Below are 26,207 nucleotides of genomic sequence, written 5' to 3'. Positions count from 1 at the left end.
ATCGCCTCAGTCTTTCGAGGTCAGCGCGTACCGACGCGCGTCGGGACCGCAGTTGAACAGCACGTCGAGCACCGTCACGCCGTGGACGAAGTCGCCCCACTGCTGCGGATACTCGGGATAGGTCGGATAGTCGAACCAGCGCACCGCGACGCCGGCATCGGCGAACAGGTTTTCGTCGAGGTAGCTGCGCGCGGCCGGGCCGGACAGGTACTCGGACGCGCCCGCCTGCACGCACAGGTTCAGCAGCTTCTCGGTGCGGTCGCCGTGGAGCGCATAGTCCGACGTCGACGACACGCGCGTGCCGATCTCCAGTTGCCGCAGGACCCACGTCAGCATCGCGAAATTCAGCTCGCTCAGCATCCCGTAGGTGCGACCGGTGTAGAGCGCCTCGAGCTCGTCCGCATAGCGCGCGAAGTGCGGCGCGCGCGCGTAGTTCTGCTGCAGGGCCTTCCAGTGCAGCGGCGCCCAGTCGGCGCCGTCGATCTCGGTTTCGCGGATCGACTGGTGATACTTGCCCTTCACCTTCACCGGCACGCTCAGCCATTGCACGCCCTGCGGCGTCTTGATCTGGTTGCGGTTGCGCCAGTCGCGGCGCGTGTACTGCGCGTCATCGTAGAGGATGAACTCGTCGCTGGCGGCGATCAGGTCGAAGTAGCCCTTCCACGGAATGTAGTTGGACTGGACGATCGCTACCCGCTTCGCGTCGCGGTTCATGGTCGCACCGCTCATGCCGGAATGTGGCCGTACCGGTACATGTCGACGAGCTCGGGCGGAATGCCCCAGTCCGTTGCGCCCAGCTTGTCGTGCAGCGCCTCCAGGTCCGCGCGCATCGCGTTCCGAAGCTGTTCGACCATGCGGTTGCGCGCCGGCACGAAATCGTGCTGGTACGCGGCATTGATCTGATGGCGTACCGTCTTCGCGATCGCGGCCTCGCGCGTCATGTTGCGGATCAGCGGGCGTTCGGGCGCGAGTTCCGCGTAGCGCGGATCGATCGGCTCGCCGCGCATCGCCGCGACGAGATCGCGGCTCAGCACCGGCGACAGGTGGAAGCCGTCGCGCTTGGTGCCGCCGAGAATCCACAGGTCGCGCACGCTGGTTTCGCCGAACAGCGGATACAGGTCGGACGTCGTCGGTCGCCAGCCGACGTTGACGTTGACCAGGTTCGCGCGCGAGAAGCGGGTGTTGATCTGGTCCATCGCGGACTTGAGCAGCGTGTACGCGCTGCCGGCGTGGCCGTGCTCGTGCGGCACCGGGCTGATGTAGTTGCTGGCGCCGACGAGGGTCCGGTCGGGCCCGTACGGCGCCGAATACACCCCGCACGCGAGGCCGCGGTTGGTCGTGCGCACGCAGTGCGTGTGCACGTTCTCCGTGCTCTGCAGTTCGATCGACATGCCGATGCCGTAGAACATCCGCTGCACCGGCAGATCGGGCAGGCTCGCCTGCAGCACGCGCGTCACGTTGGCGCCGTTGCAGAGGATGAAGCGGTCCGCGCCGAGCACGCTGCCGTCGGACAGGCGCGCCCCGGTGACGCGTCCGGCCGCGGTGTCGAGCCGCTCGACCTCGGCGTCGATGAAGCGCACGTTGCCGGCTTGCGCGACCGACGCGGTCAGCGCGTCGAGAAACTGTTTCGGATTGACCCAGCCTTCGCGCTTCAGGAAGACCGCCTTCAGCGCGCGATAGCGCGGGTCCGGATGATAGTTCGGGATGCCTGACGGGTCGACCGCCTCGCAGGGCTCCTCGAATTCGCGGCAGAACCGCTGCATGGCCGCGAAGTTCTCGTCGTCGAGCGCGTCGGTCGCCGCGTTGTTCAGCACGAAGGTGCCGAAGCCGTGCGCAATCGCGCGCTCCGGCGTGCAGATTTCAGCGAATACGGCGGGCCAGGCTGCCGTCGCGCCGCGGCTCAGCTCGAACTTGAAGCGGTCGATCGGCGTGCCGAGCGAATCGCCTTCCAGCTCGGTGAACGAATTGAGCATTGCCGCCGCAGCGCGCGTGGCCGAGCCGGGCCGATGCGCGTGGCCGACGATCACGAGCTCGACCCCCGCGTCGGCCTGCTGCCATGCGCGGGCCGTCATCAGGCCGAGAATGCCGTTGCCGAGGATTGCGATTTTCATTTGCGTGTGCCCCCACCTTCGGGGAATGACAGGTAGCAGAGCGACGGATAGGCCGCCGCCTTGTGGATCTGGTGCGGACGGTTGCCGAGCAGGTCGCGCAGGTAATGGACGCCTTCCGCGGGCAGCTGGCCGCCGCGGGTGAGCTGCCAGAACGCGACGACGCCGCCGGGCACCAGCCGCTCCATCACCGCGTCGAACGCGTGCCGGGTCGGCTCGATCACGTTCAGGTCGAACCACGCGAGCGCGACCATCTCGCCGGGATGCGCTTCGCCGAACGCCGCCAGCGTGTCGCGGCAGTCGCCTTCCCACACGTGGTGCTTGTCATGCACGTGTCCCATCGCGTTGCTGCGCTCGTGCAGGTTCAGCAGCTTGCGCAGCAGGTCGGCGTACTCGCCGGACAGCGAGTACGTGCCGTCGGAGAACAGCTTGCGGTCGCGCGTGTCGTGCTCGGCGAAGCCCGTGTAGCCCGTGAACGTATCGAATGCGTGGATGCGGCGCTGGAAGTTCAGCGGCTCGAGAATCGCGCGGAAGTTCTCGCACAGCACGGCGGTCTGCCCGCGCCACGTGCCGAGATCGAGGATCGCGCCCGGCAGCGGCACGATTTTTTGATAAATCTCGAAGGTCGCGAGAATGCGTGCGAGGAGCGAGCCGCGCACGAACAGGCCGAGCGACCGTTCCAGTTCCTCGCGCGTCGCGGGGTAGGTCTGCATCAGGTCGAACAGTTCGCGGCGCGCCGCGAGCTGATCGCCATCTGCGTTGGTGATGATCGCTGATTCGTGCATACACAGGGCTCCAGGCACAAAGGGTGTGACCGGACGAGCGCGTGTCGGCGCGGCGGCATCGGAATGCGCAACCGTCCGAGCGTCGCAGGTCGGACATCTTTCTACGATCAAGTCTAGCGAGCGCCGCCAGGATCGAATGTCGGATTAGCGGGTGGTTTCACCCCGCATTTCGATGGATGCGCGCGTGTCCGGCGCGAATTCGGGCGCCCGCGGGGGCGGCTTGCAGTCGCGGGAATAGCGACCAATTCCAGCACCTGCTCGCCAAATTGGAACGCGACGTGCGCGTGGAGAATTCGGACACGTCGGAGACCGTCGGTGCGTGCGTCCGCGGGCGAAGGCGTGTGCCGACGCAGCGGCGCCGGCCGCGATTCGAATCCCGTATTGGCTACCAGGACGACATAGCTCATGATGCCCACCTCCCCCGCCGCCGCCACGATCGAACAGGCGCTGGCGCACCATCAGGCCGAACGGCTGGAAGAGGCCGAGACGCTGTACCGGCAAATCCTCGACACCGATCCCCGGCACGCGGACGCGCTTCACCTCCTCGGCCTGATCGGCCATCAGTACGGACGCTATCAGGAGGCATCCGACCTGATCATGGCGGCGATCGAGATCCGGCCCGACGCGATGTACTACTACAACCTCGGCAACGTGATGCAGGCGGACAACCGTCACGCCGCCGCCGCCGAGTGCTTCCGTCTCGCGATCGAGCTGCGACCCGACTACGTCGATGCGTACAACAACCTCGGCAACGCGCTGCGGCTCGCCGGCGACGTCCGCGCGGCCGTCGATGCGTTCTGCCAGGCCATTGCGCTGAAGCCGGACAACGGCCAGGCCTACAACAATCTTGCGAATGCGCTGTTCGACCTGAACGAGATTCCGGCCGCGCTCGAGGCATACCGGCACGCGGTCGCGCTGCGCCCCGAACTGCCGGAGCCGCGCAGCAACCTGCTGTTCGCGAGCCACTGCAGCGAAGCGTTCGACCACGACGCCTATCTCGCCGAGGCCGCGCGCTACGACGAACTCGTCACGCGGTGCGCGAAGCCGTGGACGGACTGGCTCGTCGACCTGGCTCCCCGGCTCGGGCGGCCGCTGAAGGTCGGCATCGTGTCGGGCGACCTGAAGTCGCATCCGGTCGGCTATTTCATCGAGAGCATGCTGAAGCATCTCGACCCGAACCGGATCGAGATGCATGCGTACCCGACGCGCGACGTCGAGGACGACGTGACCGCCCGCATCAAGCCGGCCTTCTCGACATGGACCAGCATCGCCGGCCTGAGCGACGAAGCGGCGGCTGCGCGTGTCCGCGCGGACCGCATCGACGTGCTGCTCGACGCGGCGGGCCACACGGTCTACAACCGCCTGCCGCTGTTCGCGTGGAAGCCGGCGCCGCTGCAGGCGAGCTGGCCCGGTTATTTCGCGAGCACCGGCGTGGGCGCGATCGACTACGTGATCGGCGACCGTCACGTGCTGCCGCCCGCCGAGGCCGCGCATTTCACCGAGCGGCCGTGGCATCTGCCGGACAGCTATCTGTGCTTTACGCCGCCGGCCGAGCCTGTCGACGTCGGCGCGCTGCCGATGCTCGCGAACGGCCATCCGACCTTCGGCTATTTCGGCAAGCTCGCGAAGATCACCGATCAGGTCGTCGCGGTCTGGTCGCGCGTGCTGCAATCGGTCACGGGCGCGAAGCTGTTCGTGAAGGCCGAGCATCTCGACGATCCGCGCGAGCAGCAGGCGCTTGCCGCGCGCTTCGCGGCGCACGGCATCGACGCGCAGCGCCTGATCTTCGAAGGCCGCTCGCCGCGCGCCGAATACCTGGCCGCGTACCGGCGTGTCGACCTGATGCTGAGCCCGTTCCCGTATCCGGGCGGCACGACGACCGCCGAAGCGCTGTGGATGGGCGTGCCCGTGCTGTGCCGGCGCGGCGAGCGCTTCCTGTCGCACATCGCCGAGAGCATGCTGCATTCGGCGCGGCTGCCCGAGTGGATCGCGGACGACGACGCCGCGTATGTCGCGAAGGCCGTCGCGCAGGTCGGCCAGCCCGCCGAGCTGGCGGCGCTGCGCACGACGCTGCGCGCGCAGGTGCTCGCGTCGCCGCTGTGCGACGCGCCCCGCTTCGCGCGCCACTTCGAGGACGCACTGCACGGCATGTGGGCGCGGCACGTCGAAGCCGCGCGGGTCGCATCCGTGTGAGGCCGCTCACGACTTGACGGGCGTGGGCATTTCCACGTTGGCGGCAAGCGGAACATGGCGCTCCCGCGCTGAACACCGCGCCGGCCGACGTGATCGTCATTCCGACCGGCGGCACGTGCGCGACACCGTCGTCAGGATGGCGCGCGACGGGATTGCGGCGCCGGCGGTGATGATCGGGCACGGCGGCAGGCCGATCGACTTCCGACGCGAACCGCATCCCTATTGAGCAGGACAGACGAGATGGACGGAACAGGACAGGCATTGCAGGCCGCGCTCGCGCATCATCAGGCGGGGCGTCTCGCGGAAGCGAAGACGCTGTACGACGCGATCCTCGCCGCGCAGCCGGGCCAGCCGGATGCGCTGCATTTCCTCGGGCTGCTCGCGTGCCAGTTGAAGCAGTACGACGCGGGGCTCGCGCTGATGGAGCAATCGCTCGTCGAGCGGCCGGACGCGTCGTACTTCAACAACCTGGGCAACATGCTGCGCGAAAGCGGCCGGCTCGACGACGCGATCGCGCACTATCGGCGCGCGGTGGCGCTGCGGCCGGACTATCCGGAGGCGCACAACAACCTCGGCAACGCGTTGCGCGACGCGCACGAGCCGGCGGCCGCGATGCAGAGCTGCGCGCGCGCGATCGCGTTGCGCCCCGGTTACGCGGAGGCGTACAACAACCTCGGCAATGCGCTGCAGGATCTGGGTGACCTCGATGGCGCCGCCACGCATTACGGCCGCGCGATCGAGCTGGATGCGTCGATGGCGATGGCCCACGCGAACCTGAGCGCCGTGCGTCACAAGCAACTGCGCTGCGCGGAAGCGCTCGCGCATGCGCAGGACGCGATCCGGCTCGCGCCGAACCTCGGCGACGCACATAACCACGCGGGCAACGCGTATCACGGACTGAACCGGCTCGAGGATGCGCAAGCGTGCCATCGCACGGCCGTCACGCTCAATCCGGCGGACGCCGGCGCGTGCCACAACCTGTCCGTCGTGCTGCTGAAGCTGCAGCGGCTCGACGAGGCGCTCGTGTATTGCCGGCGGGCGTTGCAGGCCGGCCCGCCGGCCGTGTTGATGCACGTCAATCTCGGCGACATCCTGCGCGCGCAGGGCAACGTCGATGCCGCGGTCCACGCCTATCGCGACGCGCTCGCGCTGGTGCGCGACGATGCCGACGACGTCGCGGCGACCGTGCTGAACCGGCTGCTGTTCAGCGCGGCGGCGTCCGCTTGCGTGAACCCCGCCGACTATCTGGCCGATGCGCGGCGCTACGGCCGGCACCTGGCCGCGCGTTCGACGCGCCATGCGCACGATCCGCGCGAGCGGGGCGCGCGCGCTCAAGGGCGGCCGCTGCGCGTCGGCTTCGTGTCCGGCGACCTGCGCCTGCACCCGGTCGGGATCTTCCTGGAAAGCGTGCTCGCGCACCTCGAGCGCACGCGCATCGACCTGCGCGTGTACGTGACCACGGACGAGGAGGACGCGATCACCGCGAAATTGAAGCCGCACGCGAACGGCTGGCGCTCGATCGCCGCGCTGGGTCCGGACGTGGCCGCGCGGATGATTCACGACGACGAAATCGACGTTCTCGTCGACCTCGCGGGCCATACGCAGTCGAGCGGGCTCCCCGTGTTCGGCTGGAAACCGGCGCCGGTGCAGGCGAGCTGGCTCGGCTTCTTCGCGTCGACCGGCTGCGACGCGATCGACTACTTCATCGGCGACCGCTACACGCTGCCGGACGCCGAAGCGCATCACTTCGTCGAGAAGCCGTGGCGGCTGCCGGACAGCTTCCTGTGCTTCACGCCGCCGGCCTGCGACGTCGAGGTCGGCCCGCTGCCGATGGCGGCGAGCGGCCAGCCGACGTTAGGTTGCTTCGGCCAGCTCGTGAAGATCGGCGACGACGTCGTGCGCTCGTGGTCGCGCATCCTGCACGCGCTGCCGAACGCGCGGCTGCTGCTCAAGGCGCACGAACTCGGTCGCGAGGGCGTGCGCGACGCGACCGCCGCACGCTTCGCGCGGCATGGCATCGACGCGGACCGGCTGATCCTCGAGGGCGGTTCGCCGCGCGCGGAATACTTCGGCGCATATAACCGCATCGACGTCGCGCTGAGCCCGTTCCCGTACCCGGGCGGCACGACCACGGCCGAAGCGCTGTGGATGGGTGTGCCGGTGCTCGGCATGAAGGGCGGGCGCTTTGTCACGCACATCTGCGAAAGCGTGCTGCACGCGGCGGGCATGGGCGAATGGGTTGCTGACGGCGAGGACGGCTATGTCGCGAAGGCGATCGCGGCGGTGCACGATCGCGAGCGCCTCGCGGCGCTGCGCGCGAGCCTGCGTGCGCAGCTGCTCGCGTCGCCGTTGTGCGACGCGCGCCGGTTCGCGGCGCATCTCGAAGCGGCGTTCCTCGCCATGTGGCAACGCTATACGAACTCGGAGCAGGAAGCATGAACGATATCCACGACACGCTGCAGTCCGCGCTGGCGCATCATCAGGCGGGGCGTCTCGCGGAAGCGAAGACGCTGTACGACGCGATCCTCGCCGCGCAGCCGGGCCAGCCGGATGCACTGCATTTCCTCGGGCTGCTCGCATGCCAGCTGAAGCAGTACGACGCGGGGCTCGCGCTGATGGAGCAATCGCTCGTCGAGCGGCCGGATGCGTCGTACTTCAACAACCTGGGCAACATGCTGCGCGAAAGCGGCCGGCTCGACGACGCGATCGCGCACTACCGGCGCGCGGTGGGGCTGCGACCGGACTATCCGGAGGCGCACAACAACCTCGGCAACGCGTTGCGCGATGCACGCGAGCCGGCGGCCGCGATGCAGAGCTGCGCGCGCGCGATCGAGCTGCGCCCCGGTTATGCGGAGGCGTACAACAATCTCGGCAACGCGCTGCAGGACCTGGGCGAGCACGAAGCGGCGGCCGCGAGCTACGCGAAGGCCGTCGCGCACCAGCCGCAGTACGCGGATGCGTACTGCAATCTCGGCAACGCGCTGCATGCGCAGGAGAAATTCGACGATGCTGCGGATGCCTATCGTCGCGCCATCGCGCTGCAACTGGGCTTCCGTGTCGCGCACCGGGGGCTGAGCGCGACGCTGCGCGCGGCCGGCGATCTGCACGGCGCGATCGACCATGCGCGCGAGGGGCTCGATCCGGGCGACGCAGACGCGCACTGCGTGCTGGCAAGGTTGCTGCAGCGCATCGGCGATTTCGACAAGGCGCTCGAGCTGCTCGAGCAGGCGGTCGCGATCGACCCCGCGCATGCACAGGCATGGGCGTGGCTCGGCGATTTGCGCAACCAGCAGGGCGAATACGGGCAGGCGGTGCAGGTGTGCCGGCGTGCGATCGAGCTCGATCCCGAACTGGCCGACGCATACAACTTCCTTGGCTTCGCGTATCACAACCTCAATTTGCTGGCCGCCGCGGAGTTGAGCCACCGGCACGCGATCGACCTGAACCCGGACGATGCCGACGCGCATCACAACCTCGCCGCCGCGCTGTTTCGGCTCGAGAAGCTCGACGAGGCGATGAAGCACACCGAGATCGCGAGGGCGCTCGGCATCGATCCGCTGAAGGTCCAGATGACGCTCGGCGACATCCTGTGGGCGAAAGGGGACCTCGCCGGCGCGCTGGATGCGTTCCGCTCGGCGATTCGGCACGACGTGCATCGCGCGTACTCGCGGATGCTGTTCAACATGTCGAGCTCACCCGCGTTCGAGCCGCAGGAGTGGGTCGCCGAAGCGCGCCGCTACGGCGAGCATCTCGAGCGCGATGCGCACCCGTTCGAGCACGACCGCGCGCAGCGCGTCGCGCAGGCGCAGGGGCGGCCGCTGCGCGTCGGCTTCGTGTCGGGCGACCTGCGCCAGCACCCGGTCGGCATCTTCCTGGAAAGCGTGCTCGCGCGGATCGACCGGTCGCGCATCGAGCCGCATGCCTATGTGACCTTCGTCGGCGAGGACGACGTGACCGCGCGGCTCAGGCCGAACTTCGCGAGCTGGAAGAAGGTGGTCAGCCTGGGCCGCGAGGAGGCCGCGCAACTGATTCGCGACGACGGTATCGACATCCTGATCGATATGGCAGGCCACACCAACTGGAGCGGCCTGCCGATCTTCGGGCACAAGCCCGCGCCGGTGCAGGCGAGCTGGCTCGGTTTCTTCGCGACGACCGGTTGCCGCGCGATCGACTATTTCATCGGCGATGCGCATACGCTACCGGCCGACGAGGCGCATCACTTCACCGAGCGGCCGTGGCGGCTGCCGGACAGCTACCTGTGCTTCACGCCGCCGCCGTACGATGTCGCGGTCGGCCCGCTGCCGATGGCGGCTCATGGCGGCGTCACGTTCGGCTGCTTCGGCAAGCTGATCAAGATCAGCGACGAGGTCGTCGCGCTGTGGTCGAGCATCCTGCACGCACTGCCGGACGCACGCCTGCTGCTGAAGGCCCATGAGCTCGGCGCCGGCGACGTGAACCAGGCGACGCTCGACCGCTTCGCGCGGCACGGCGTCGGCGCGGATCGGCTGATTCTCGAAGGCGGTTCGCCGCGTGCGGAGTACTTCGCCGCGTATAACCGCATCGACATCGCGCTGAGCCCGTTCCCGTACCCGGGCGGCACGACCACGGCCGAAGCGCTGTGGATGGGCGTGCCGGTGCTCGGGATGAAGGGCAGCCGGTTCGTCACGCACATTTGCGAAAGCCTGCTGCACGCGGCGGGCATGGGCGACTGGATCGCGGAAGACGAGGATGCGTACCTCGCGAAGGCGGTCGCGTTCGCGCGCGACCGCGACGGGCTGGCGACGCTGCGTGCAACGCTGCGCGAGCGCGCGCTGGCGTCGCCGCTGTGCGATGCGTCGCGCTTCGCACGCAACCTCGAGGACGCGCTGCACGGCATGTGGACCCGCTACGCGGCCGGCGAGACGGCGCCCCGGGACGCGTGACGAGCGGGATCGCGCCCCGGTTGGAAGCCGCGCTCGCGCATCGTCGGGCCGGCCGCCCGAGATGATCGACGCGGCCGTAGCCGGCGCGATCCGGCTCGCGCTCCCGCCCGCAGGCGAAAAAAAGCCGCATTGAAGCGGCTCGACGGTACGGCGACAACGGACCGCTCGACTGGCGGCGTCTTTTAATTCGAAATGCGCGGCGGGCGAGACGCCCGGCCGGTCACAGCATGCCGGCTTTCTGGTACTGGCTCGCGGCCTTGATCCGCTCCTGGGACTGCGCAAATTCCGCAGCCAGGCGGTCACGGTCCGTCTGCGCATGCTCGGTGATCGACGCGTCGATCGCCATGATCTGCCGCACCTGGTCCAGCACGTCCGGGGTCTGCTCGCCGGACAGGTTCATCAGCAGCGGCGAGCGTTCGTCGGCGAGGGCCGCGACGCGCACCCAGTCGCGCGCATCGGCCGCCGACTGCATGGCACGGGTCAGATCGAAGGCGCGGGACAGGGTGTCGTTCGTCATGGTTCTGCTCCGAAGGGGGGCGGCCAACGTTTACTTGTTGTTGGCCAGCGTGCCGGCGCTGTTCTGGCCGCCGAACAGCTGGGTCAGGTAGCGGGTGTTGTTCGCCATCGTCGCCATCAGCGTGTTCAGCGCGGTGAACTGCGCATTGTATTGCTTGGTCAACTGGTCCGAGTAGCTCTGCAGTTGCGTCGCCTGACTCTGCACACTCTTCAGATCGGCGTTGATCGCGGTGGTGCGCTGGTCGATCAGGCCGGACGTCTGCGTGTACGAGTTGATGTTCGCATTGAGCGCCTGGGCGATGCCGTTCGTCTGGTTGAAGATCGCCGTCACCGCGGAGCTGTTCGACTTGAGCGCGGTGGTCAGCGCGGCGGTGTCGACCGACATCGCGCCGGTCGAATCCACGTTGATGCCGATGCTGCCGAGCGCATAGGTCGTGCCGCCCGTCGTGACGCCGCTGCTGAGCGTCGTCGCGAGTGTGCTCCTGATCGTGTTCAGCATCGCGTCGCCGAGCAGCGGGCCGGCGGTATTCGCTGTCGAGTCGTAGCTCGACAGCGATTTCGCGGTATTCACGAAGTTGGTATACGCGGTCGCGAAATTGTTGATCGCGGTCGTCGCCGCGGCCGTGTCCTGCGACAGCGTGATGGTTTGCGTCGTGCCGACCGCGGCCTGCGACAGCGCCAGCGTGACACCCGTCAGCGCGCCCGACACGTTGTTCGACGCGCTCGACACCGGCGTGCCGTCGATCGTCAGATTCGCGTCGGCGGCCGGCGTGACCGTCGTGTACCCCGACGTCAGTTTCGAGTTGACGCCGGTGCCCGTGATCGAGATCGTGTTGGCCGCACCGGTGGCGTTCGACTGCATCACGAGATGCTGGCCGTCCGAACCGGTGATGACCGACGCGGTGACGCCGGCATTGCCGGACGCGGAGTTGATCGACGACGCGATGTCGGACAGCGACGCGCCGGCCGCCACGTTGACGTTGAATGCGGGGTTGCTGCCGAAGGTGATGCTCAGCGAGCCGGCCGAGATCGTGTCCGCCGACGTCACGCCGGCCGACGACAGCTTGTTGGCGGTCGCGAGCTGCGTGACATTGACCGAATACGAACCGGCCACCGCGCCGCTGCCGCTCTTGATCGTCGTCGCGATGCCCGTGCCGCTCGCCGTCGCGGCCAGGCTGCCGAGCGCGGTGCCGTCCGAGAGGCCGGTGAGCGCGGTCTGCAGCGCGGACAGCGCGCCCTTCAGCTGGCCGATCGCGGACAGCTGCGTATTGTCGTTCGTCTGCCGGGTCTGCAGGGCCTGCAATTGCCCGGCCGTCTTCGCGTTCACCAGCGTCGTGACGAGCGTATTGACGTCGAGCGTCGAATTCGTCGCGCCGCTGATGATCGATTGACCTGCATTCGCCAGGATGGTGCTGATGTCCGTGCTGCTGACGGGGGTCGTGGTGGCCATGCCGTTGCTCCGGTCGTCCGCGCAATCAACGTGCGCGATGCGGCGGGGCGCCGCGGTTCAATGCAAAGAGGGAGGCGTGCCTCCCTGGAGAATTCCGGTCCGGGCGGTTTCGGCGGCGTCGCGATGCGTCGCATGGCGACGCCGCCGTGCCCGGAGGCGGGCGGGCACGTGGCCCGCCGCGGGTGCTGCTCGATTAGCCGAGGAGCTTCAGGACTTGCTGCGGCAGCGAGTTCGCTTGCGCCAGAACCGAGATACCAGCTTGTTGCAGCACTTGCGCCTTGCTCAGGTTCGCCGTTTCCGTCGCGAAGTCCGCGTCGGTGATCTGCGAGCGAGCGGCGGTCATGTTGGTTGCCTGGGTTTGCGTCGTCGAGATCGCAGCCTGGAACGTGTTCTGTGCTGCGCCCAGCGTTGCCTGGAACGTGTTGACTTGCTTCAGTGCCGCGTCGATCGCCGTGATCGCCGATTGCGCGCCCGACTGGGTGGCGACGCTCAGGCTGTTCACGCTCATGCCCGTGCTGTTCCAGTTCGCCGTGCCGAAGTCGACGGTAACGACCTGGTTCGCTGCTGCGCCGATCTGGAACGTGACGCTGCCGGCGCCGCCCAGGATGGTCTGGCTGTTGAACGTCGTTTGCGATGCGACACGGTCGATTTCGCTGAGACGCGTCGTCACTTCAGCTTGCAGGTTCGCGCGGGCGCTCGAATCCAGCGAGCCGTCGCCTGCTTGTTGCGCCAGCGTACGGATACGCTGCAGGTTGTCGACCGTCGATTGCAGCGCGCCGTTGGCGGTCTGGATCATCGAGATGCCGTTGTTCGCGTTTGCAACACCTTGCGTCAGCGCATTGATTGCCGCCGTTTGCGACGTCGAGATCGCCAGGCCTGCTGCATCGTCAGCAGCGGTGTTGATGCGCTTGCCCGAAGACAGGCGGTTGATTGCTTGCGACAGTGCGCTTTGCGAGCCCGACAGATTCGTCTGCGTCGTCAGCGAAAGGATGTTGGTGTTGATGTTCAGCATTTGCTTCCTCGTTTTGGAAAATGCCTGAGATACAGACAGGTTCTGATTTCGGCGTGGCGCTTTTTTGCGTCTGGCGCTGCCCGCCTTTCCTGGTTGACGGCGGCACCCGGCGAAAACTTTAGAGGGATGTTTGAGGAAATTCGGGACGGAAGGGCCGGTTTTGCCCGGAAGGCGCATGGGGCATGGCGGGCGGCGTGGTGGCCGTGGCGCGAGAATCGCGAGATGGGGTGGAACGTTTGCCGGTGACCGACAAAAGGGTGGTTTTGTCTGTGATTCCCTGCTATGATGGCGGGCTGAATTGAGATTTTCTGTCACGCCTTTGCCGGTTTCGGCATGTCTGCTGGCAGTCAAACGCGGCGCTGCACGCGGTTGTGAAGCGTACTCGCGGTGCTTTCCGCCTCTCTTTTCCGGCCTCCGAGGCCGTATTTCCGCTCGTTTCGCCTGTTGTGGGGACGCTCGGATGGCCGGTGCGTGGCGCTTGGCCGCTACGTTTTTGACCGTTTAAGCAATTTAGGAACGACATGACGACGATTCTTCTGAAAGAAAACGAGCCGTTCGAAGTGGCGATTCGCCGCTTTCGTCGCGCTATCGAAAAAAATGGCCTGATCGCTGAACTGCGTGAGCGCCAGTCTTACGAAAAGCCCACCGCAGTCCGCAAGCGCAAGAAGGCAGCAGCCGTCAAGCGCCTGCACAAGCGCCTGCGCAGCCAGATGCTGCCGAAGAAGCTCCACTAAGAGCATCTGACGGTTCGCCGCGAAACGGCGGAGTGTGCCTCGAAAGAGGCCGCTCCGCCGTTTTGCTTTTGCGGGCCGGGAAAGCCCCCGGACCGTTGCGGCGCGACTGTTTCGGCCGATGGCCGGCGGTGCGGCGGCGTTCGGAAGTCGATCTTCGCGCTCAGGCCTGCGCGTCAGCCCGCCTTGCGCCGGCGTGCCGGCTGCTTGCCGCCGAGCGCCGCGCATTGCGCATGGCACGGGCAGCCGGCTTCGTGATCGTTGACCATGCCGGTCGCCTGCATCAGCGCATAGCAGATCGTCGAGCCGACGAACTTGCAGCCGTACGCCTTCAGCGCCTTGCTGAGCGCGTCGGACTGCTCGGTCGAGGCGGGCGCGTCGCGGTACGACTGCCACGCATTCTGGATCGACGTGCCGCCGACGAACGACCACAGGAACGCGGCGAGCGACCCATGTTCTTCGCGGATGCGCTGCACCGCGCGCGCGTTGGTCACCGCCGATTCAACCTTCGCGCGGTTGCGCACGATGCCCGGGTTCTCCAGCAATTTCTCGATGCGCTTGGGCGTGAAGCGCGCGACGGCATCGACGTCGAAATCGGCGAATGCCTCGCGATAGCCCGCGCGCTTGTTCAGGATCGTCGACCACGACAGCCCGGCCTGCGCGCCTTCCAGGATCAGCATTTCGAACAGGTGGCGATCGTCGTGCGACGGCACGCCCCACTCGGTATCGTGATAGTGAGCGTCCGCTTCCGTCTTCACCCAGTTGCACCGCTGCGACATCGTCTGCCTCGTTTTCAGTATCGATTCGATCGCGCCAGCATAGCGGAAGCCCTTTTGGCGGGATAGCCGGCCGAACGGCAGATGGGCGCGCGGCGCCGATCCGGTTAAGCTTGGCGCCTGTTCGAATCAGCGGGATGAAGGCATGGCGGCATTACTTTTTGCGATCGGCATCGACGGCGGCGGCACGGGCACCCGCGCGGTGCTGGCCGACCGGCACGGGCGCGAGCTCGCGCAGGGGCGCGGCGGCCCGTCGGGGCTCGGTCTCGGCATCGAGCGCGCATGGGCATCGATCGGCGCGGCGTGCGCGGACGCGTTCACGCACGCCGGCCTCGCGTTCGACTGGGCGCAGTGCGCGCTCGGCTGCGGGCTGGCGGGCGTCAACAACGCAGCGTGGCTCGCTGCATTCCGCGCGCGGGCGCCGCTCGGCGCGCTCGCGATCGAGAGCGATGCGTATACGACCGTCGTCGGCGCGCATGGCGGCGCGCCGGGGCTCATCGTCGCGCTCGGCACCGGCAGCATCGCGGCGGCGCTCGATGCGGGCGGCGCGTGCCGGATCGCGGGCGGTTTTGGCTTTCCGTCCGGCGACGAGGCGAGCGGCGCGTGGCTCGGCGTGCGCGCGCTCGCCTATGCGCAACAGGCGCTCGACGGCCGCGTGCCGCGCGACGCGTTTGCCGCGGCCCTGCTCGCGGAAACGGGTGCGCGGGATCGCGACGCGCTCGTTCAGTGGTCGTGCGACGCGAACCAGACGATCTACGCGCGTCTCGCGCCGGTCGTGTTCGCGCACCGCACGCATCCGGTCGCGAGCGCGCTGATCGCGCAGGCCGGCGACGAGATCGGCAAGATGATCGACGCGCTCGATCCTCGGCAGGTGCTGCCGGTCGCGCTGTGCGGCGGGCTGGCCGACGCGCTCGCGCCGGCCGTGCCGGCGCAGCACGCCGCCCGGCTGCGCGCGCCGCTCGACGATTCGGCGCATGGCGCGCTGCGGCTCGCGCTGCAGGCATTGCGCGCGGCGCAGGGCGGCTGAGCCGGGCGGGGCGCGAGCGGGATGGATGCCGCGCCGCGGCAGCACCCCGGGCGGCGCGTGGCCGGCAACCGTCCGGCGCGCTGCGGGGCACGACGTTAAAATGACGCTTCTTCCGTGCCGCGAGCGCCGCTCTCCCGCCCCATGTATAAAGTCATCGCCACCGATCTCGACGGTACGCTGCTGAACAGCGACCACCAGCTCGACCCGTATACGATCGACACCGTTCGCCGGCTCGACCGCGACGGCGTGCAGTTCGTGATCGCCACGGGGCGCCACTATGCGGACGTCGCCGGCATTCGCGACGTGCTCGGCATCCGGCCGTACCTGATCACGTCGAACGGCGCGCGCGTGCATACGCCGGACGACACGACGATCCATGCGCAGAACGTCGACGCAGCGATCGTGCGCCGCCTCGTGCAGCCGGAAGTCGTCGGCGCGCACGGCCGCGTGATCGTCAACCTGTTCACCAACGACGGCTGGTTGATCGATCGCGAAGCGCCGCACCTGCTCGCATTCCACCAGGATTCGGGCTTCCGGTACGACGTGATCGACATGGCCGCGCACGACGGCGCGGATATCGCGAAGGTGCTGTATATCGGCGAACCGGCCGATCTGGCGGTCGTCGCCGAGCAGATGCGCATGCAGTTCGGCGATACGCTGTACGTCACGTACTCGCTGCCCGACTGCCTCGAAGTGATGACCGCGAACGTGTCGAAGGGGCGCGCGCTGCGCACCGTGCTCGCGCGGCTCGGCGTCGATACCGGCCACTGCATCGCGTTCGGCGACAACATGAACGACATCGACCTGCTCGAAACCGCCGGTCACGCGTTCATGATGAACAACGCGAACCCCGATCTGGTGGCGCGGTTGCCGCACATCCCGCGGATCGGCAACAACTTCGACGCGGGCGTCGCCCGTCACCTGCGCACGCTGTTCTCGCTCGAAGACGACGTCGTCGCGTCCTGAGCGCCCGCCCCGGCGCCGTTCCCTGCGCCGAAATGAAAAACGGGCGCCGCATGGGCGCCCGTCGAAATTGCCTGCCTCGTGTTCTTCGACAGCGTGAGGCTCGCTGCTCTGCTCGCTTGACCCCGTAGTGTTTTATTCGCTTGTGCGAGCTGATGCGGGCAGCAGGTCGACGGCGTCGTCACGCCCGGCGACCAGCGGGTAGATGATCCCGGCGAGTACCGCGCCGATCAGCGGCGCGACCCAGAACAGCCAGAGCTGGCCGATCGCGTCGCCGCCCACGAACAGCGCCGGGCCGGTCGAACGTGCCGGGTTCACCGACGTGTTGGTGACCGGAATCGAGATCAGGTGAATCAGCGTCAGGCACAGCCCGATCGCGATCGGCGCGAAGCCGGCCGGCACGCCGCGCTTGTCGGTTGCGCCGAGGATCACGAACAGGAAGAAGCCCGTCATCACGACCTCGCAGATGAACGATGCGGCGAGCGAGTAGTGGCCGGGCGAGCGATCGCCGAAGCCGTTCGTCGCGAAGCCGCTGCCGACCACGTCGAAACCCGGCTTGCCGGTCGCGATCAGGTACAGCACGAATGCGCCGAGCGTGGCGCCGACGACCTGCGCGACGATGTACGGCGCGAGATCGCGTGCCGGGAAGCGGCCGGCGACCGTCAGGCCGACGCTGACCGCCGGATTCAGGTGGCAACCCGAGATGTGGCCGATTGCGAATGCCATCGTCAGCACGGTCAGGCCGAAGGCGAGTGCGACGCCGGCAAAGCCGATGCCGAGCCCCGGAAAGGCGGCGGCCAGCACGGCGCTTCCGCACCCGCCGAGCACCAGCCAGAACGTGCCGAATACCTCTGCAGCGAGACGCTGAGAAAGATTCATGTAAGGATCTCGTCCAGGTGGGTTGAAGACCCGGCGCGACGCAACGCATTTATCGCGTTACCGGGAATTGGTCTGGATTATAGGAAATGAATCGGGCCCGGGAGGGTAAACGATTGTTAAATTTGAATGGTCGACGAATGCCTTTATTAGAATAAGTCCGCATTCTCGATATAGGCGATTCGGTTAAAGATGGCAGCATTAATTCGAAGGGCAGGGCGGCAGTGCGGATGACGTAACGGATGTTGGTGTTCCGGCCGGAGTCGCCGGGGCCGCATCATCGAAAAAGGGGAGTCGAAAAATGTCTCAATACGCGAAACTCAAGGCTCAGATCGCCGATCTGCAAGCCCAGGCGGACGACGTGCGGCGCCAGGAAGTGGCGGCGGTGATCGCCGATGTCCAGCGCATGATTGCCGAATATGGCCTGACGGCCCAGGATCTGGGCTTCGCGGAGCGAGCGCGGCGCGGGCGTCCGCCGAAGAAGGCGCCGCTGCCGCCGAAATACCGCGATCCGAAGTCGGGTGCAACCTGGAGCGGGCGCGGCAAGCCGCCGAATTGGATCGTCGGCAAAAACCGCGATCGTTTCCTGATCGAGTGAGGGAAAGCCAAATAGAAAGAGCCGCATCGACGATGCGGCTCTTTTGTTTTGCGTGTCGATTTTCGCGCGGATTTACGACGTATTTCCGCGCGGATTTCCGTGTCAGGCGCCCGCGACCCGGCGCAATGCCGGTTGCTTGGTGGCCGCGCAAAGCGATTCGTAGGTCTCGACGTAACGCTGCGCCATGGCCTTCGAGCTGAAGCGCGTGTCGAAACGCTCGCGGATCGCGGTGCGCGACAGGCTGTCGATCCGGTGCAGCGCGCCGACCGCGCCCTGCACGTCCTCGACGATGAAGCCGGTCACGCCGTCCTCGATCACTTCCGGCACCGAGCCGCGGTTGAACGCGACGACCGGCGTGCCGCACGCCATCGCCTCGATCATCACCAAGCCGAACGGCTCCGGCCAGTCGATCGGGAACAGCAGCGCCTTCGCGCCGGACAGGAACGCCGGCTTTTGCGCTTCGTTGATCTCGCCGATGAATTCGACATGCGCCTGGTCGAGCAGCGGCTCGATCACTTCCTTGAAGTAGTCGGCGTCGGCCTTGTCGACCTTCGCGGCGATCTTCAGCGGCAGCCCGCTTTGCGCGGCGATCCGGATCGCGGTGTCGACACGCTTTTCGGGACAGATCCGGCCGAGGAACGCGAGGTATTCGGGCTTCACGTCCGGCCGCGGCGTGAGCAGCGTGTCGGGCAGCCCGTGGTAGACGGTGCCGGCCCACGCGGCTTGCGGCAGCGGCTTGCGCTGGTTGTTCGAGATCGACACGACCGGCGAATTCGGGAACGCGTCGAACACCGGCTGCAGCTCCGGCAGGTCGAGGCGGCCGTGCAGCGTCGTCACGTACGGCGTGTCGAGGCGCGACATCAGCGGGAACGGCAGGTAGTCGAGGTGGAAGTGCAGCACGTCGAATTCGTGCGCGACCCGGGCGACCTGCTCGAGGAGCCGCATATGGGGCGCCATCGAATCGCGAATCGACGGGTCGAGCCGCAGCGCGCGCGGCCAGGCCGCCTCGAGACGGGCCGACGTAACCGAGTCGCCGCTGGCGAACAGCGTCACGTCATGGCCGAGTTCGACGAGCGCCTCGGTGAGGTAGGACACGACACGCTCGGTGCCGCCGTAGAGTTTCGGCGGGACGGCTTCGTAAAGCGGCGCGATCTGGGCAATTCGCATGGATGTTCTCCTGTGTCGATCCGAGCGCGCGGCGGCGCCGATGCGGATCCCGTACAAGGTTGCGGAACTTGCCGACGCACGCGGTTCGCGATACGTGGCCGGGCCCTGGGCGGGGTGCGCGGAGCGCCGGCGGCAAGCTGCGGGGCGGGCCGGCACGGCTCGCGCCGCCGCCCATTGGAGTCCATTATCGATATCGCCCTGAGGGGTTCGAGTGTTTTTTCAAACACTTAAGGCTTGTTACACGATGAAATACGCGAAAACCCCGAGAAAAAGGGCACGGAATCATGAAGCGCGACAGCCATAACTATTGTTGCGCTATCGTGAAAAAGCACTATAATTTTTACCGATCCGATTGCCGGCGCCTTGCCGGCAAGCCTTCCGCTCCCGGCGCGGCGGCCATCGGCGCCCCTCGCAACCGAATCCGCGTTGCAATCCGTTTTTCCGACCGTTCCTTTCAATTCGCCTTGTCGGAAAAATTCCTACACGGTTTACAGACAAATCCTGCACGGCATACGCCACTTCGCTGATACCGACATAAATCCCGTTTGGCCAAAATTCGCCCTGTAAGACTATAAACGAGCCGACTGAGCGCCCAGTGCGCGCTGATCGAGCAAACGTTTTCATAACATGATTGGCCAAAGCACAGTTTTTTAACGGGGGAATCATGAGCGCCACCAGTGAAATGCTCAGTGAGATCAAAGAGGTCAACCTGTCGTATCTCCTCCTCGCGCAGCGACTGCTGCGGGAAGACAAGGCGATGGGCATGTTTCGCATGGGCATTTCCCAGGAACTGGCCGACGTGCTCGCCAACCTCACGCTCGCGCAGACCGTGAAGCTGGCCGCGTCGAACCAGATGCTGTGCCGCTTCCGCTTCGATGATCACGCGCTGCTGTCGTCGCTCGCCGACAAGGGCCGCAGCGATGTCGTCGCGCACGCCCACTCGGCCATCCTGATGGCCGGGCAGCAGGTCGAAGGCGTCCGCTGATCCATCCCGCCTTGCGTTCGTCCCGGCGTGCCGCGCCGGCCGGCAGCGTATTGGCCATTCATTCGCACAACGTCAAGCGGACGGTTATCACCATGGCAAGCAAAAGCGTCGTGATCGAGGTGAAGGAAATCACCCTCGCCATCGAACTCATCGAACTGGGCGCCCGGCTGCAGCTGCTGGAGGCGGAGACGAGCCTGTCGCGGGACCGTCTGATCAAGCTGTACAAGGAACTGAAGGGCGTGTCGCCGCCGAAGGGGATGCTGCCGTTCTCGACCGACTGGTTCATGACGTGGCAGCCGAACATCCACTCGTCGCTGTTCTACAACATGTACCGGTTCATGCAGGACCACGGCCGCTGCGACCCGATCCAGTCGATCGTGAAGGCGTACCGGCTCTATCTGGAGCACGTGAACCTGTCTGGCGACGAGGCCGCGCTGAGCCTCACGCGGGCGTGGACGCTGGTGCGCTTCTTCGATTCGGGGATGCTGCAGATGACGCCCTGCACGCGCTGCGGCGGCCACTTCGTCGCGCATGCGCATGATCCGCATCAAGGTTTCGTGTGCGGCCTGTGCCAGCCGCCGTCGCGCGCCGGCAAGACCCGCAAGGCCGCCGCCGCGCGCGCCGAACTGGCCGCCGCCGTGGCCTGAGCGCCGGGCCGGGCAAGGCCGGACGGGCCGCGAGCGGCGCGCGAGCGACGTCCGCGGGCCGCGCGAATCGTCTGCGCATTGCTGGTAAACACCGTCGGGCTACCGCCGGGCGGCCGCGAAAGTTTTCCTGCCGACTGCCGTAAACCTGTTTAACGGCGGTCTTCCCGCCGGTCTTTCGTGAGGGACAGGCAGTGCTGATTATCGTGGGAACACTCGTGACGCTGTTGTCCGTCTTCGGCGGTTATGCGCTGGCAGGCGGGCATCTGGGCGCCTTGGTCCAGCCCATCGAGATCCTGATGATCGTGGGCGCCGGCGTCGGCGCGTTCATCCTCGGCAACGGCGTCAAGACCATCAAGGCGACGCTGCGCGTCCTGCCGACGCTCTTCAAGGGCTCGAAATACACGAAGGACGTCTACATGGAGCTGATGGCGCTGCTTTACGTGCTGCTCGCGAAGGCACGCAAGGAAGGCACGCTGACGCTCGAGGCCGACATCGACGATCCGGAAAAGAGCCCGATCTTCACGCAATACCCGAAGATCCTCGCCGATCACCACATCGTCGAATTCCTGACCGACTACCTGCGCCTGATGGTGGGCGGCAACATGAACGCGTTCGAGATCGAAAGCCTGATGGACGAGGAGATCGAGACGCATCACACGGAAGGCGAAGGCCCGGCGCACGCGCTGATGCGCGTCGGCGACGCGATGCCGGCGTTCGGGATCGTCGCGGCCGTGATGGGCGTCGTGCATACGATGGCCTCGGCCGACAAGCCGCCCGCGGTGCTCGGCGCGATGATCGCGCAGGCGCTGGTCGGCACGTTCCTCGGGATCCTGCTGTCGTACGGGCTGATCGGGCCGCTCGCGAGCCTCGCGGAGCAGCGCGTGGCCGAGTCGACCAAGATGTTCCAGTGCATCAAGGTGACGATCCTCGCGACGCTGAACGGCTATGCGCCGGCGATCGCGGTCGAGTTCGGCCGCAAGGTGCTGTTCTCGACCGAGCGTCCGTCGTTCTCCGAGCTCGAAGAACACGTGCGCCGCGTGAAGACCAAGTGAGGCGGAGCGACCGATGAGCAAGAGCAAGGATCGCGCAATCGTCGTCAAGCGGGTGGCCCCGGCGAAGAAGGGCCACCACGGCGGCGCATGGAAGCTCGCGTACGCGGACTTCATGACCGCGATGATGGCGTTCTTCCTGCTGATGTGGCTGCTGAGTTCCGTCACGCCGGTGCAGCTGAAGGGGATCGCCGAATACTTCAACATGCCGCTGAAGGCCGCGATTCTCGGCAGCGGCGACCGCAGCTCGCAGGATTCCAGCATCGTCAACGGCGGCGGCCGCGACCTGTCGAGCACGGATGCCGGCACGCTGCGCCGCACCGACGGCACGACGCCGCTCGCCGAGCGCCTCGCGAAGGCGGGCGACGAGCATTCCCGGTCGCAGGCGCAGGGCGCGCAGGACCGGCTCGAGCAGACGCGCCTGCACGACCTGCAGATCAAGCTGATGGCCGCGATCGAGGCCAATCCGACGCTGCGCCAGTTCAAGCAGCAGATCCGCATCGATTCGACGCTGATGGGGCTGCGCATCGAGATCGTCGATTCGCAGAAGCGGCCGATGTTCGCGATGTCGAGCGACCACGTCGAGCCGTACATGCGCGACATCCTGCGCGAGATCGGCAAGACGCTGAACGACGTGCCGAACCGGATCATCGTCCAGGGCCACACCGACGCCGTGCCGTACGCGGGCGGCGAGGGCGGCTACAGCAACTGGGAGTTGTCGGCCGATCGCGCGAACGCATCGCGCCGCGAGCTGATCTCCGGCGGCATGGACGAGGCGAAAGTGCTGCGCGTGCTGGGCCTCGCGTCGACGCAGAACCTGAACAAGGCCGATCCGCTCGATCCGGAAAACCGCCGGATCAGCGTGATCGTGCTGAATCGCAAATCCGAAGAAGCGCTGATGCGCGACGACGCGACGACGACGACGCTGTCCGCCGACGCGGCCGGCTCGAAGCTGCTCGCGCAGCAGCTCGGCGGCCCGACGCCGGCGGCGCGCCCGATCGTGGCGAGCGCTGTCGCCGTGGCGCCGAAACCCTGACGTTTCCGAGACAGACATGATCCGAACCATTCTCGCCATCGACGACTCCGCGACCATGCGTGCGCTGCTGCAGGCCACGCTTGCGCAGGCGGGCTACGACGTGACGGTGGCGCCGGACGGCGAAGCCGGCTTCGACATGGCGGCGACGGCGCCGTACGACCTGGTCCTGACCGACCAGAACATGCCGCGCAAGAGCGGGCTCGAGGTGATCGCCGCGCTGCGCAAGCTGACCGCGTACGCGCACACGCCGATCCTCGTGCTGACGACCGAAGGCAGCGATGCGTTCAAGGACGCCGCACGCGAGGCGGGCGCGACCGGCTGGATCGAAAAGCCGATCGACCCGGGCGTGCTGGTCGACCTGGTCGCCACGCTGTCCGAGCCGGCTGCTTCCTGACATGAACGCGATGAATTCAACCGGTGACCGGGCATGACTCTCGACATCACTCAGTTCTACCAGACCTTTTTCGACGAAGCGGACGAGCTGCTCGCGCAGATGGAGCAGCTGCTGCTGAACCTCGACGTCGATTCGCCCGATCCCGAGGATCTGGCGGCGATCTTCCGCGCCGCGCATTCGATCAAGGGCGGCGCGGCGACGTTCGGCTTTTCCGCGCTGACCGAGACGACGCACATCCTCGAATCGCTGCTCGACCGCGCGCGCAACCATGAGCTGACGTTGACCAAGGAGATGGTCGACGCGTTCCTGGAAACCAAGGACGTGCTGTCCGACCAGCTCGTCGACTACCGCGCGAGCGCCGAGCCGGACGCGGCGGCCGCGGCGGCGATCTGCGCGAAGCTCGAACGGCTGAAGGCCGAAAGCGGCGGCGGCGCGCCTGCCGCAGCGGCGCCTGCGCCGGCCGCGCCTGAGCCGGCCGCACCTACGCCGGCCGCGCCGGTTGCCGCCGCCGTCGCGCCGGCCGCCGAGCCCGCCGTCGGCGGCGACCGTGCGCCCGACCATGTGGTCGAGCAGGCCGTGGCGGCCGCGCATCCGGCGGCCGACGCCGATGCCGGCGCCGACGGCCCGCACTTGAAGATCACGCTGGTCGGCGTCGACGCGAAGGATCAGGCGCTGCTCACCGAAGAACTCGGCAACCTCGGCCGGATCGTCGGCCGCGAGGAAGTCGGCGCGGACCTGACGCTGTGGGTCGAATCGGAGGTGCCGTCCGACGACATCGTCGCGGTGTGCTGCTTCGTGATCGACGAAAGCCAGATCCGCGTCGGGCGCGGCACGGCGCCGGCTGCCCAGGCGGCGCCGGCCGCCGCAGCCGTGGCTGCCGAAGCTGCCGAAGCTGCCGAAGCTGCCGAAGCTGCCGAAGCTGCCGAAGCTGCCGAAGCTGCCGAACCGCCCGCCGCCGCGCCGCCCGCGCGCGTCGAGGTGTTCGCGCCGCAGGCCGCCGCGCCGCAACCGGCTGCCGCGGCACCCGCTCCGGCGCCGGCCCCGGCCGCCGCAGCCGCCGCGCAGCCGCAGTCGCAACCGCCCGCTCAACCGCAGCCGGCCGAACATGCGGCGCCGGCCGCCGCCGCGCATCACGACGACAAGCGCGCGCGCCCGGCCGCCACGGCGGCAGGCGGCGCCGAAGGCAGCTCGATCCGCGTCGGCGTCGAGAAGGTCGACCAGCTGATCAACCTCGTCGGCGAACTGGTGATCACGCAGGCGATGCTGGCGGAGACGGCCAGCGCGTTCGATCCGGCGCTGCACGACCGCCTGTTCAACGGAATGGCGCAGCTCGAGCGCAACGCGCGCGACCTGCAGGAAGCGGTGATGTCGATCCGCATGATGCCGATGGACTACGTGTTCAGCCGCTTCCCGCGGCTCGTGCGCGACCTCGCCGGCAAGCTCGGCAAGCAGGTCGAGCTCGTGACGTTCGGCCAGGCGACCGAGCTCGACAAGAGCCTGATCGAACGGATCATCGATCCGCTCACGCACCTGGTGCGCAACAGCCTCGACCACGGGATCGAAACCGTCGACAAGCGCGTCGCCGCCGGCAAGGACGCGGTCGGCCAGCTCGTGCTGTCGGCCGCGCATCACGGCGGCAACATCGTGATCGAGGTGAGCGACGACGGCGCGGGCCTGAACCGCGAGCGGATCCTCGCGAAGGCCGCGAAGCAGGGCATGCAGATCTCCGAGAACATCAGCGACGACGAAGTGTGGCAACTGATCTTCGCGCCGGGCTTCTCGACCGCCGAGACGGTGACCGACGTGTCGGGCCGCGGCGTCGGGATGGACGTCGTGAAGCGCAACATCCAGTCGATGGGCGGCCACGTCGAGATCTCGTCGCAGGCCGGCCGCGGCACGACCACGCGGATCGTGCTGCCGCTCACGCTCGCGATCCTCGACGGGATGTCGGTCAAGGTCGGCAGCGAGATCTTCATCCTGCCGCTGAACTTCGTGATGGAGTCGCTGCAGCCGTCGAACGACGACATCTACACGGTCGGCAACGGCGAGCGCGTGGTGCGCGTGCGCGGCGAATACCTGCCGCTCGTCGCGCTGCACGAGGTGTTCTCGGTCGACGACGCGCGCACCGACCCGACCCAGGGGATCGTCACGATCATGGAAACCGAGGGGCGCCGCTTCGCGATGCTGATCGACGAGCTGGTCGGCCAGCAGCAGGTGGTCGTGAAGAACCTCGAAACCAATTACCGCAAGGTGCACGGCATCTCGGCGGCGACCATCCTCGGCGACGGCAGCGTCGCGCTGATCGTCGACGTCGCGGCGCTGAACCGTGAAACCCGTGCGATGCACGGCGCCCGAGCGGGCGCCGAGCTCGCCGTCTTCTGACTCTCGCCATTCAACCGATTGGGGGCAAACGTGTCTGCTGAAGTCCAAATGATCAATACCGCCGCGGCGAACGCGGCAGCGACCAGCCGCCGCGACGCCGAACACGGCGACGCGACGGGCCAGGAATTTCTCGTCTTCACGCTCGGCGACGAGGAATACGGGATCGACATCCTGAAAGTGCAGGAAATCCGCGGCTACGACAGCGTCACGCGCATCGCGAACGCGCCCGAGTTCATCAAGGGCGTGATCAACCTGCGCGGCATCATCGTGCCGATCGTCGACATGCGGATCAAGTTCCACCTCGGCCGCGTCGAGTACGACCACCAGACCGTCGTGATCATCCTGAACGTGTCGAACCGCGTGGTCGGGATGGTGGTGGACGGCGTGTCGGACGTGCTGACGCTGCAGACCGACCAGATCATGCCGGCGCCGGAATTCGGCGCGACGCTGACGACCGAGTACCTGACGGGCCTCGGCACGGTCGATGGCCGGATGCTGATCCTGATGGACATCGAGAAGCTGATGTCGAGCCGTGAAATGGCGCTGATCGAGACACTCGGCGGGTAAGCGCGCCGCGCGCGCAGCAATTT

Annotated in this window: 23 protein-coding genes; 14 read left to right on the top strand and 9 right to left on the bottom strand. The window is 67.2% G+C overall.

From position 1 onward, the window contains the following. Positions 1-6: 6 nt before the first annotated feature. Genes QZM72_RS32095 through QZM72_RS32085 form a run of 3 tightly spaced genes read right to left on the bottom strand, consistent with a single transcriptional unit; the run spans position 7 to position 2,893 of the window. Positions 7-729: a WbqC family protein gene (locus QZM72_RS32095; protein ID WP_089466365.1), complete on the bottom strand. Its 723-nt coding sequence runs from the start codon at positions 727-729 to the stop codon at positions 7-9. Beyond that, on the bottom strand, positions 726-2,111 hold the full coding sequence (locus tag QZM72_RS32090) for an FAD-binding oxidoreductase (RefSeq protein WP_089466366.1): 1,386 nt from the start codon (positions 2,109-2,111) through the stop codon (positions 726-728). The genes QZM72_RS32095 and QZM72_RS32090 overlap by 4 nt, the downstream gene beginning before the upstream one ends. Beyond that, a complete protein-coding gene (locus tag QZM72_RS32085; RefSeq protein ID WP_059561588.1) occupies positions 2,108-2,893 on the bottom strand; it encodes a class I SAM-dependent methyltransferase in 786 nt (261 codons plus the stop codon). The genes QZM72_RS32090 and QZM72_RS32085 overlap by 4 nt, the downstream gene beginning before the upstream one ends. Positions 2,894-3,298: 405 nt before the next feature. Between QZM72_RS32085 and QZM72_RS32080 the strand changes: the two genes are divergently transcribed. The 3 genes from QZM72_RS32080 (at position 3,299) to QZM72_RS32070 (ending at position 10,008) form a co-directional block, all read left to right on the top strand. Further along, positions 3,299-5,086: a tetratricopeptide repeat protein gene (locus tag QZM72_RS32080; RefSeq protein ID WP_301740107.1), complete on the top strand. Its 1,788-nt coding sequence runs from the start codon at positions 3,299-3,301 to the stop codon at positions 5,084-5,086. 240 nt (positions 5,087-5,326) lie between these two features. Further along, entirely contained in the window at positions 5,327-7,525 is a 2,199-nt protein-coding gene (locus tag QZM72_RS32075; protein ID WP_301740106.1) for a tetratricopeptide repeat protein, read from the top strand. Further along, complete coding sequence (locus tag QZM72_RS32070) at positions 7,522-10,008, top strand: tetratricopeptide repeat protein (protein ID WP_301740105.1); 2,487 nt, start codon at positions 7,522-7,524, stop codon at positions 10,006-10,008. Before QZM72_RS32075 ends, QZM72_RS32070 begins: the two co-directional genes overlap by 4 nt. Positions 10,009-10,228: 220 nt before the next feature. Here the strand turns inward: QZM72_RS32070 and QZM72_RS32065 are convergent, their stop codons facing one another. The 3 genes from QZM72_RS32065 to QZM72_RS32055 all read right to left on the bottom strand — a co-directional run bounded on the left by QZM72_RS32065 (position 10,229) and on the right by QZM72_RS32055 (position 12,986). Then, positions 10,229-10,525, bottom strand: a complete 297-nt coding sequence (locus tag QZM72_RS32065) for a flagellar protein FliT (protein WP_089466370.1) — start codon at positions 10,523-10,525, stop codon at positions 10,229-10,231. Between the two features lie 30 nt (positions 10,526-10,555). Continuing rightward, on the bottom strand, positions 10,556-11,974 hold the full coding sequence (fliD, locus tag QZM72_RS32060; protein ID WP_089466371.1) for a flagellar filament capping protein FliD: 1,419 nt from the start codon (positions 11,972-11,974) through the stop codon (positions 10,556-10,558). Positions 11,975-12,167: 193 nt separating this feature from the next. Then, positions 12,168-12,986 (bottom strand): flagellin domain-containing protein, encoded by an 819-nt coding sequence (locus tag QZM72_RS32055; RefSeq protein WP_027783219.1) that lies wholly within the window; start codon positions 12,984-12,986, stop codon positions 12,168-12,170. Between the two features lie 521 nt (positions 12,987-13,507). On the opposite strand from QZM72_RS32055, the gene rpsU reads away from it, so the two are divergent. Continuing rightward, positions 13,508-13,720: a 30S ribosomal protein S21 gene (rpsU, locus tag QZM72_RS32050; protein WP_006401410.1), complete on the top strand. Its 213-nt coding sequence runs from the start codon at positions 13,508-13,510 to the stop codon at positions 13,718-13,720. A gap of 173 nt (positions 13,721-13,893) precedes the next feature. Here the strand turns inward: rpsU and QZM72_RS32045 are convergent, their stop codons facing one another. Next, positions 13,894-14,496: a DNA-3-methyladenine glycosylase I gene (locus QZM72_RS32045; protein ID WP_089466372.1), complete on the bottom strand. Its 603-nt coding sequence runs from the start codon at positions 14,494-14,496 to the stop codon at positions 13,894-13,896. A gap of 142 nt (positions 14,497-14,638) precedes the next feature. Between QZM72_RS32045 and QZM72_RS32040 the strand changes: the two genes are divergently transcribed. After that, positions 14,639-15,520, top strand: coding sequence for a BadF/BadG/BcrA/BcrD ATPase family protein (locus QZM72_RS32040; RefSeq protein ID WP_301740104.1), 882 nt, complete (start codon positions 14,639-14,641; stop codon positions 15,518-15,520). 141 nt (positions 15,521-15,661) lie between these two features. Further along, positions 15,662-16,486, top strand: coding sequence for a Cof-type HAD-IIB family hydrolase (locus QZM72_RS32035; protein WP_089466374.1), 825 nt, complete (start codon positions 15,662-15,664; stop codon positions 16,484-16,486). A 132-nt stretch (positions 16,487-16,618) separates the two neighbouring features. On the opposite strand, the gene aqpZ is transcribed toward QZM72_RS32035, so the two are convergent. Then, the gene (gene aqpZ / locus QZM72_RS32030) at positions 16,619-17,362 is read right to left on the bottom strand and encodes an aquaporin Z (RefSeq protein ID WP_006489324.1); all 744 of its coding nucleotides are present in this window, start codon (positions 17,360-17,362) and stop codon (positions 16,619-16,621) included. Between the two features lie 298 nt (positions 17,363-17,660). Between aqpZ and QZM72_RS32025 the strand changes: the two genes are divergently transcribed. After that, positions 17,661-17,957, top strand: a complete 297-nt coding sequence (locus tag QZM72_RS32025; protein ID WP_006489320.1) for an H-NS histone family protein — start codon at positions 17,661-17,663, stop codon at positions 17,955-17,957. 102 nt (positions 17,958-18,059) lie between these two features. On the opposite strand, the gene QZM72_RS32020 is transcribed toward QZM72_RS32025, so the two are convergent. Then, on the bottom strand, positions 18,060-19,124 hold the full coding sequence (locus tag QZM72_RS32020) for a glycosyltransferase family 4 protein (RefSeq protein WP_089466376.1): 1,065 nt from the start codon (positions 19,122-19,124) through the stop codon (positions 18,060-18,062). 664 nt (positions 19,125-19,788) lie between these two features. On the opposite strand from QZM72_RS32020, the gene flhD reads away from it, so the two are divergent. From flhD to cheW, 7 genes are all read left to right on the top strand, one after another. Then, the gene (gene flhD / locus QZM72_RS32015; protein WP_011350590.1) at positions 19,789-20,109 is read left to right on the top strand and encodes a flagellar transcriptional regulator FlhD; all 321 of its coding nucleotides are present in this window, start codon (positions 19,789-19,791) and stop codon (positions 20,107-20,109) included. 92 nt (positions 20,110-20,201) lie between these two features. Beyond that, positions 20,202-20,756 carry a flagellar transcriptional regulator FlhC gene (flhC, locus tag QZM72_RS32010; RefSeq protein WP_050015993.1) on the top strand — a complete coding sequence of 185 codons (555 nt, stop codon included), beginning with the start codon at positions 20,202-20,204 and terminating at the stop codon, positions 20,754-20,756. Positions 20,757-20,947: 191 nt separating this feature from the next. After that, on the top strand, positions 20,948-21,808 hold the full coding sequence (gene motA, locus QZM72_RS32005) for a flagellar motor stator protein MotA (protein WP_089466379.1): 861 nt from the start codon (positions 20,948-20,950) through the stop codon (positions 21,806-21,808). A 13-nt stretch (positions 21,809-21,821) separates the two neighbouring features. After that, complete coding sequence (gene motB / locus QZM72_RS32000; RefSeq protein WP_301740103.1) at positions 21,822-22,841, top strand: flagellar motor protein MotB; 1,020 nt, start codon at positions 21,822-21,824, stop codon at positions 22,839-22,841. 16 nt (positions 22,842-22,857) lie between these two features. Next, positions 22,858-23,235: a response regulator gene (locus QZM72_RS31995; RefSeq protein ID WP_089466381.1), complete on the top strand. Its 378-nt coding sequence runs from the start codon at positions 22,858-22,860 to the stop codon at positions 23,233-23,235. Between the two features lie 33 nt (positions 23,236-23,268). Continuing rightward, entirely contained in the window at positions 23,269-25,617 is a 2,349-nt protein-coding gene (gene cheA / locus QZM72_RS31990; RefSeq protein ID WP_301740102.1) for a chemotaxis protein CheA, read from the top strand. Positions 25,618-25,665: 48 nt separating this feature from the next. Beyond that, complete coding sequence (cheW, locus tag QZM72_RS31985) at positions 25,666-26,184, top strand: chemotaxis protein CheW (RefSeq protein ID WP_050016005.1); 519 nt, start codon at positions 25,666-25,668, stop codon at positions 26,182-26,184. Positions 26,185-26,207 lie beyond the last annotated feature (23 nt).

The organism is Burkholderia sp. AU45388 (genome assembly GCF_030481585.1).
Classification (GTDB): domain Bacteria; phylum Pseudomonadota; class Gammaproteobacteria; order Burkholderiales; family Burkholderiaceae; genus Burkholderia; species Burkholderia sola.
The sequence above is the reverse complement of the archived record's forward strand: the minus strand, read 5'-3'. Positions and strand labels throughout refer to the sequence as shown.

Bases quoted from the DNA above. Each gene is read 5' to 3' on its own strand.
- QZM72_RS32095 (WP_089466365.1), bottom strand. From the start codon at position 729: ATGAGCGGTGCGACCATGAACCGCGACGCGAAGCGGGTAGCGATCGTC.
- QZM72_RS32090 (WP_089466366.1), bottom strand. From the start codon at position 2,111: ATGAAAATCGCAATCCTCGGCAACGGCATTCTCGGCCTGATGACGGCC.
- QZM72_RS32085 (WP_059561588.1), bottom strand. From the start codon at position 2,893: ATGCACGAATCAGCGATCATCACCAACGCAGATGGCGATCAGCTCGCG.
- QZM72_RS32080 (WP_301740107.1), top strand. From the start codon at position 3,299: ATGATGCCCACCTCCCCCGCCGCCGCCACGATCGAACAGGCGCTGGCG.
- QZM72_RS32075 (WP_301740106.1), top strand. From the start codon at position 5,327: ATGGACGGAACAGGACAGGCATTGCAGGCCGCGCTCGCGCATCATCAG.
- QZM72_RS32070 (WP_301740105.1), top strand. From the start codon at position 7,522: ATGAACGATATCCACGACACGCTGCAGTCCGCGCTGGCGCATCATCAG.
- QZM72_RS32065 (WP_089466370.1), bottom strand. From the start codon at position 10,525: ATGACGAACGACACCCTGTCCCGCGCCTTCGATCTGACCCGTGCCATG.
- fliD (WP_089466371.1), bottom strand. From the start codon at position 11,974: ATGGCCACCACGACCCCCGTCAGCAGCACGGACATCAGCACCATCCTG.
- QZM72_RS32055 (WP_027783219.1), bottom strand. From the start codon at position 12,986: ATGCTGAACATCAACACCAACATCCTTTCGCTGACGACGCAGACGAAT.
- rpsU (WP_006401410.1), top strand. From the start codon at position 13,508: ATGACGACGATTCTTCTGAAAGAAAACGAGCCGTTCGAAGTGGCGATT.
- QZM72_RS32045 (WP_089466372.1), bottom strand. From the start codon at position 14,496: ATGTCGCAGCGGTGCAACTGGGTGAAGACGGAAGCGGACGCTCACTAT.
- QZM72_RS32040 (WP_301740104.1), top strand. From the start codon at position 14,639: ATGGCGGCATTACTTTTTGCGATCGGCATCGACGGCGGCGGCACGGGC.
- QZM72_RS32035 (WP_089466374.1), top strand. From the start codon at position 15,662: ATGTATAAAGTCATCGCCACCGATCTCGACGGTACGCTGCTGAACAGC.
- aqpZ (WP_006489324.1), bottom strand. From the start codon at position 17,362: ATGAATCTTTCTCAGCGTCTCGCTGCAGAGGTATTCGGCACGTTCTGG.
- QZM72_RS32025 (WP_006489320.1), top strand. From the start codon at position 17,661: ATGTCTCAATACGCGAAACTCAAGGCTCAGATCGCCGATCTGCAAGCC.
- QZM72_RS32020 (WP_089466376.1), bottom strand. From the start codon at position 19,124: ATGCGAATTGCCCAGATCGCGCCGCTTTACGAAGCCGTCCCGCCGAAA.
- flhD (WP_011350590.1), top strand. From the start codon at position 19,789: ATGAGCGCCACCAGTGAAATGCTCAGTGAGATCAAAGAGGTCAACCTG.
- flhC (WP_050015993.1), top strand. From the start codon at position 20,202: ATGGCAAGCAAAAGCGTCGTGATCGAGGTGAAGGAAATCACCCTCGCC.
- motB (WP_301740103.1), top strand. From the start codon at position 21,822: ATGAGCAAGAGCAAGGATCGCGCAATCGTCGTCAAGCGGGTGGCCCCG.
- QZM72_RS31995 (WP_089466381.1), top strand. From the start codon at position 22,858: ATGATCCGAACCATTCTCGCCATCGACGACTCCGCGACCATGCGTGCG.
- cheA (WP_301740102.1), top strand. From the start codon at position 23,269: ATGACTCTCGACATCACTCAGTTCTACCAGACCTTTTTCGACGAAGCG.
- cheW (WP_050016005.1), top strand. From the start codon at position 25,666: ATGATCAATACCGCCGCGGCGAACGCGGCAGCGACCAGCCGCCGCGAC.